Source organism: Micrococcus sp. NPDC078436, from assembly GCF_040702705.1.
In the GTDB taxonomy this organism is placed as follows: domain Bacteria; phylum Actinomycetota; class Actinomycetes; order Actinomycetales; family Micrococcaceae; genus Micrococcus.
The window spans coordinates 112,036-118,035 of record NZ_JBFBLX010000007.1 but is presented as its reverse complement, the minus strand read 5'-3'; the positions used below and the strand labels follow the sequence as shown (position 1 = coordinate 118,035).

The following is a 6,000-nucleotide window of genomic DNA, read 5'->3' as shown; positions in this document are numbered from 1 at the left end:
CCCGATACTGCATCGCGTGACTGCACTTCAGACGGGTCCACTACCGATCGGTATGCGGCCGCCATACCCACACTTCGTGACACCTCGTTCCGCCGGGGGGGGGGCACGGGGTCAGAGGACCTCGAACCGCTCCAGCCCGCCCACGTAGGGGCGCAGCGCCTCCGGCACGGTCACGGAGCCGTCCGCGTTCTGGTGGTTCTCCAGGATCGCGACGATCCACCGCGTGGTGGCCAGCGTGCCGTTGAGCGTGGCGACCATGCGAGTGCCGCCCTTGGCGCCGTCGTCGTTCTTCATCCGCTCGCGGATGTTGAGGCGGCGCGCCTGGAACGTGGTGCAGTTCGAGGTGGAGGTCAGCTCTCGGTAGGTGCCCTGCGTGGGGACCCACGCCTCGCAGTCGAACTTGCGGGCGGCGGAGAGGCCGAGGTCGCCGGCGGCGGTGTCGATCACGCGGTAGGGGACCTCGATGGCCGCGAGCATCTGCTCCTCCCACGCGAGCAGGCGGGCGTGCTCCGCCTCGGCCTCCTCCTGCGTGGTGTAGACGAACATCTCGAGCTTGTTGAACTGGTGCACGCGGATGATGCCGCGGGTGTCCTTGCCGGCCGAGCCGGCCTCGCGGCGGTAGCACGCGGACCAGCCGGCGTAGCGCACGGGCCCCTCGGAGAGATCCATGATCTCGTCCGCGTGGTAGCCGGCCAGGGCGACCTCGGAGGTGCCCACGAGGTAGAGGTCGTCCCGCTCGAGGCGGTAGATCTCGTCGTCGTGCTGCACGTCGAAGCCGGTGCCCTGCATGGTCTCGGGGCGCACGAGCGTGGGCGGGATGACGGGCACGAACCCGTTCTCGATCGCCAGGTCCAGGCCCATCCGCATGATGCCCAGCTCGAGGCGGGCGCCCACGCCCTTGAGGAAGCTGAAGCGGGCACCGGAGACCTTCGCACCGCGCTCCATGTCGATCGCGCCGAGCAGCTCGCCGAGCTCCAGGTGGTCCCGTGGCTCGAAGCCGTCCGCCGCGAAGTCGCGCGGCGTGCCGACCTCCTTGAGCACCTCGAAGTCGTCCTCGCCGCCGGCCGGGATGCCCTCCACGATGAGGTTGGGGAAGCCCCGCTGCAGGTCGGCCACCTGCGCCTCAGCCTCACCGGAGGCCACCTCCGCCGCCTTCACCTGCGCGGCGAGGTCCTTCACCTCGGCGAGCAGGGCCTGCTTCTCCTCGCCCTGGGCCTGCGCCACCTGCTTGCCGAACGCCTTCTGCCGGGCGCGCAGCTCCTCGAAGCGGGTGATCGCGGAGCGCCGCGCGGCGTCCGCCTCGAGGAGGCGGTCCACGAGGGACGCGTCCGCCCCACGGGCCTCCTGGGAGGCGCGGTACTTCTCGGGCTGCTCGATGAGGTCCTTGACGTCGATCACCCGCCCAGACTAGCGAACCCGGGCCCCTCTAGACTGGCCGCATGACCCTCGAGCTGATCCTGGCCGTCCTCGCCCTCGTCGCGGTGGTGGCCCTGGCCGTCGTCGTGATCGGCCACGTGGTCTCCGGCCGGCGCCGCGACCGCGAGATCGCCGCCCTGCGCGCGGACCGCCAGTCCCTGGCCGCCCGCGTCGAGGAGCTGCGGGAGCGCGTCGTCGCCACCGAGGAGGCCGCGGCGCCCTCCCACGAGGTGGCGCTGATCCTCAACCCCGTGAAGAACGACGCGGAGCAGGTCCGCGGCAAGGTGATGGACGCCGTGCGGCACTACGGGTTCGGCGAGGCGCTCGTGCTGGAGACGGCGGAGGACGACGCCGGCACCCAGATGGCCCGGGACGCGATCGAGGCGGGCGTCGGGCTCGTGATCGTGGCCGGCGGCGACGGCACGGTGCGGCTCGTGGCGGAGGAGCTCACCGGCTCCGGCATCCCGCTGGGCGTGGTCCCGATGGGCACGGGCAACCTGCTGGCCCGCAACCTCGACCTGCCGATCAACGACCTCGAGGAGTGCATCCGCATCGCCCTCCACGGGCGCCGCCGCGTGATCGACACGGTGGACATCCGCCTCACGGACGCGGACGGCGGTCAGCGCCGGGACACGTTCACGGTGATCGCCGGCGCCGGCTACGACGCGGACATCATGGGCGACACCCGCGACGACCTGAAGAGCAGGGCGGGGTGGCTCGCCTACAGCGAGGCGGGGCTTCGCCACCTGGGCGGCGCGCGCCACGAGGTCACCGTCACCCTCGACGGCGGCACGACCAAGCGCTTCAAGGTGCGCAGCGTGATGGTGGCCAACTGCGGCATGCTCACGGGCGGCCTGGAGCTGCTGCCGGAGGCCAAGCTCGACGACGGCCTGCTGGACGTGGTGGTCCTCTCCCCGAAGCACGCCCTCGACTGGGCACGGATCGCCGCCAAGACCCTGGTCCGCTCGAAGCGGCCCATCCCCGTGCTCGAGACGGAGCAGGCCACGCGGGTCTCGATCCGCCTCGCCGAGCCGATGCCCTCCCAGCTCGACGGCGACGCGACCGGCGACGTCGTGGCCATCGACGCCCGCGTCCAGCCGGACACGCTCACCGTGATGATCGGGAACGAGGAGCGCGCCTCGGTGGAGTGAGCCGGCGGACGAGCCGGCCTCGGCGTCGAGGACCCGGGTCAGCGCCCGCGCAGCCCCTCGACCCACTCCCGGCCGGCCCGATAGGCCTCGTCCGAGGTGTGCGGCGCCACGACGGCGGCCCGGTGCTCGGCCCGCGGGTAGGAGCCGAGGAACCGCACGCCCGGGAAGATCCGGTGCAGGGCGGCCAGCGCCGCCCCCACGCGCTCCTCGGCGAGGTGCCCCTCGAGGTCGATCGAGAAGAAGTACTGGCCCAGCCCCGTGCCCGTGGGCCGGGACTCGATGCGCGAGAGGTTGACTCCGCGCGTCGCGAACTGGTCGAGGATCTCCCGCAGCGCACCCGGGTGGTCGTTCGGCAGCGGCACCGTGAGGGTCGTCTTGTCCGAGCCGGTGGGCGCGGGCAGTGAGCCGGGCCGGGAGACGAGCACGAAGCGCGTCACGGCGCCCGTCACGTCCTCGACCCGCTCCGCGAGCACGGGCAGACCGGTCTGCTCGGCCACGAGCGGTGCGCACACGGCGGCGTCGAAGGCCGCGCCCTCCAGCAGCAGGCGCGCGCCCGCGGCGGTGGAGGAGGCGGGGGTGAACTCCGCCGCGGGCAGGGTCGCCTCCGCCCACCCCCGCACCTGGGCCCACGCGTGCGGGTGCGTGGTGATGCGGCGGACGTCCCCGAGCCCCGTGACCCCGGGCCGCCCCACGAGCACGAAGCTGATGGGGACGAGCACCTCGGCCAGGATCTGCAGCTCGTCGCCCAGGGCGATGTCGTCCAGGGTGGCGGAGACGCCGCCCTCGACCGAGTTCTCGATGGGCACCATCGCCCGGTCCACCTCGCCGGCCCGGACCGCGGCCAGGGCCGAGATCACCGACGCGGCGGGCACGAACTCCGAGCCCTCCTCATCCGCGACCCGGCGGAGCGCCGCCTCCGTGAAGGTGCCCTCGGGGCCCAGGAAGGCGTAGCGGGGACGCTCAGGGCTCACTTGACGGTCGGCTCGGCGTCGCCGTCGGCCTCCATGGGCTTGCCGGCCTCGAGCCACGCGCCCGAGCCGCCGGCCACGTTGATCGCCGAGTAGCCGCGGCCCACGAGGAACTCCGCGGCGCGCGCGGAACGGCCGCCCGTGCGGCAGATCACGTGGTAGTCGGTGTCCGGGTCCAGCTCCTCCAGGCGGTCCGGCAGCTGGCCCAGCGGGATGTGCTGGGCGCCGGCGGCGCGCCCCAGGGCCCACTCGTCGTCCTCACGCACGTCCGGGATGGGGGCGTCGGCGGGGATCTGGTCCACGGTCACGGTCTCGAAGTTGCTCATGGCTCCACCCTACGGCGGCGCCCGGACACCACAAGGCTGGCTACCCTCGTCCCCATGGAGAACTCCGCCGCCCGCACCGCCCGACTCCTCGACCGCTCCGCCGTGGAGCTGCGGGACGCGCTGGCCGCACGCGAGCTGTCCGCGCGCGAGGTCACCCGGGCCGCGCTCGACGCCGCCCACGCGAACGCCGACCTCGGCGCGTTCGTGGTCCTGGACGAGGAGCGCGCTCTCGCCCGGGCGGACGCGCTCGACGCCGAGTCCGCGCGCCGCGGCTCGCACGCCGCCGGCTCCGGCGCGGACGCCCGGCGCGCAGCGGGCGACGACGTCGTCCCCGCCTCCCTCCACGGCCTGCCGGTGGCGTTCAAGGACCTGGTCGACGTGGCCGGGCTGCCCACACGGCAGGGCTCCGCCCTGCTGGCCGACGCCCCGCCCGCCGCCGAGGACGACCCGCTCGTGGCCCGCCTCGGCTTCGCGGGGACCGTGACCCTCGGCACGACCACGGTCCCCGAGTTCGGCCTCGACTCGTACTCGGAGAACCTCGTGGACGCCCCCGCCCGCAACCCCCTGGACCCGGCGCGCACGCCCGGCGGCTCCTCGGGCGGCTCGGCCGCGGCGGTGGCCGCCGGGATCCTGCCGTTCGCCCCCGGCTCCGACGGCGGCGGCTCGGTGCGCATCCCCGCCGCGGCCTGCGGGCTCGTGGGCCTCAAGCCGGGCCGCGGCACGCTGCCCACGGACCGGTCGGAGGACACCGTCCGCAACCTCACCGTGGCCGGCCCCCTCGCCCACACCGCGGCGGACGCGGCCCTGCTCTTCGACGTCCTCGCCGGCACGGAGGGCTTCGCCGGCCGCGCCCTGACGGACGTGCGCAGCACCGTGGAGCGGGCGAGCGCGGGCGAGCTCGGGGACCCCCGGCGGATCGGGGTGACCATGGCCTCGCCCTTCAGCCCGGACGTGGAGATCACGCTGGCCCGCCCCGCGATCGCCGCCCTCACCCGTGCCGCGGCCGCCCTGGGCGGCGGCGGCCACCGCGTGGAGGAGTTCAGCCCCTACTACGGCGAGGACTACCACCGGGACTTCCGCACGGCGTGGACCTCGGGCCTGCTCGAGGCGCCCCTGCCCGACGGCGCCGAGGTGCACCTGGGCGCCGTCGCGGCCTCGTTCCTGCGCTCCGCGCGGGCGACGGGCGCCGAGGAGATCAGAGCCGCCGTCGCGCGCCTGGAGGAGTGGGCGCACGGGATGCGCGCGCAGTTCTCGGACGTGGACGTCGTGATGACGCCCGTGCTGGCCACGGCGCCGCCCCTCGTGGGGCACTTCCTCGCCATGGCGCCGGAGGAGAACTACGCGGCGCAGTGCGCCTTCACCCCCTACACGTCCATGGTCAACGTGATGGGCCTGCCCGCGGTGTCCGTGCCCGTGCTCACCGACGACGACGGCCTGAGCTGGTCCGTGCAGCTCATCGGCCGGGCAGGCACCGAGGGGGCCCTGCTGCAGCTGGCGGCGCACCTGGAGCTGCTGCTGGCGGGGTGAGCGGGGCCCCGCGGTCTCCGGTGATCAGGCGTCCAGGCCCTGGACGGCGTCGTTGTACACGGCGTCCATGGACATGCCCATCACCACGATCAGGAGGATGAACCCCACGACGAGCAGCGCCAGCAGCGCGAGGGAGATGTAGTTCATCACCAGCCCCGCGATGGCCATGCCGCGGCCGTTGGGCTCCCGCTTGAGGCCCATGTGGCCCAGCACCACGCCCACGATGGGCGGGAAGAACAGCATGAGGCCGCCGACCAGGGACACGATGCCGAGGATCATGGAGGACACGGACAGCCCTGTGCCCGCGGTCTGCCCCGGTGCGAGGGGCTGGCCGCCGTACGTGTAGGCGGGCATGCCGCCGCCGTACGCGCCGTAGGACCCCGGGGCGGTCCCGTAGGCACCCGGGGATGCGCCGTCGCCGCCCCGGCCGTAGGGTCCGGGCGCGGTGGTCTCCGGCCCACGCGTGGCGGAGGCGTCCGGCCAGCCGGCGGCGCTCGACCCGTTCGCGCCGTCGGCGGAACCGCTCCCGTACCAGCTCGGCTGGGACGCGGGAGCGCGGTGCGGGTCGGGCTGGGCGTTCGGCTCGGTCATGTCACCAGTCTAGTCGGCAGG

Annotated in this window: 6 protein-coding genes; 2 read left to right on the top strand and 4 right to left on the bottom strand. The window is 74.2% G+C overall.

Going from position 1 to position 6,000, the window contains the following annotated elements:
- Positions 1 to 111 precede the first annotated feature (111 nt).
- Positions 112 to 1,398, bottom strand: coding sequence for a serine--tRNA ligase (serS, locus tag AB0302_RS06095; protein WP_366370870.1), 1,287 nt, complete (start codon positions 1,396 to 1,398; stop codon positions 112 to 114).
- A gap of 41 nt (positions 1,399 to 1,439) precedes the next feature.
- On the opposite strand from serS, the gene AB0302_RS06090 reads away from it, so the two are divergent.
- Entirely contained in the window at positions 1,440 to 2,567 is a 1,128-nt protein-coding gene (locus AB0302_RS06090; protein WP_366370869.1) for a diacylglycerol kinase family protein, read from the top strand.
- 38 nt (positions 2,568 to 2,605) lie between these two features.
- Here AB0302_RS06090 and pheA read toward each other — a convergent pair whose 3' ends face one another.
- The gene (pheA, locus tag AB0302_RS06085; protein ID WP_319075686.1) at positions 2,606 to 3,538 is read right to left on the bottom strand and encodes a prephenate dehydratase; all 933 of its coding nucleotides are present in this window, start codon (positions 3,536 to 3,538) and stop codon (positions 2,606 to 2,608) included.
- On the bottom strand, positions 3,535 to 3,861 hold the full coding sequence (locus AB0302_RS06080) for a rhodanese-like domain-containing protein (protein WP_366370868.1): 327 nt from the start codon (positions 3,859 to 3,861) through the stop codon (positions 3,535 to 3,537). Before AB0302_RS06080 ends, pheA begins: the two co-directional genes overlap by 4 nt.
- Positions 3,862 to 3,915: 54 nt before the next feature.
- Between AB0302_RS06080 and AB0302_RS06075 the strand changes: the two genes are divergently transcribed.
- Complete coding sequence (locus tag AB0302_RS06075) at positions 3,916 to 5,388, top strand: amidase (RefSeq protein WP_319075683.1); 1,473 nt, start codon at positions 3,916 to 3,918, stop codon at positions 5,386 to 5,388.
- Positions 5,389 to 5,412: 24 nt separating this feature from the next.
- Here the strand turns inward: AB0302_RS06075 and AB0302_RS06070 are convergent, their stop codons facing one another.
- Positions 5,413 to 5,979 (bottom strand): DUF4190 domain-containing protein, encoded by a 567-nt coding sequence (locus AB0302_RS06070; protein WP_366370867.1) that lies wholly within the window; start codon positions 5,977 to 5,979, stop codon positions 5,413 to 5,415.
- Between the last annotated feature and the right edge of the window lie 21 nt (positions 5,980 to 6,000).

Bases quoted from the DNA above. Each gene is read 5' to 3' on its own strand.
- AB0302_RS06090 (WP_366370869.1), top strand. From the start codon at position 1,440: ATGACCCTCGAGCTGATCCTGGCCGTCCTCGCCCTCGTCGCGGTGGTG.
- AB0302_RS06080 (WP_366370868.1), bottom strand. From the start codon at position 3,861: ATGAGCAACTTCGAGACCGTGACCGTGGACCAGATCCCCGCCGACGCC.
- AB0302_RS06075 (WP_319075683.1), top strand. From the start codon at position 3,916: ATGGAGAACTCCGCCGCCCGCACCGCCCGACTCCTCGACCGCTCCGCC.
- AB0302_RS06070 (WP_366370867.1), bottom strand. From the start codon at position 5,979: ATGACCGAGCCGAACGCCCAGCCCGACCCGCACCGCGCTCCCGCGTCC.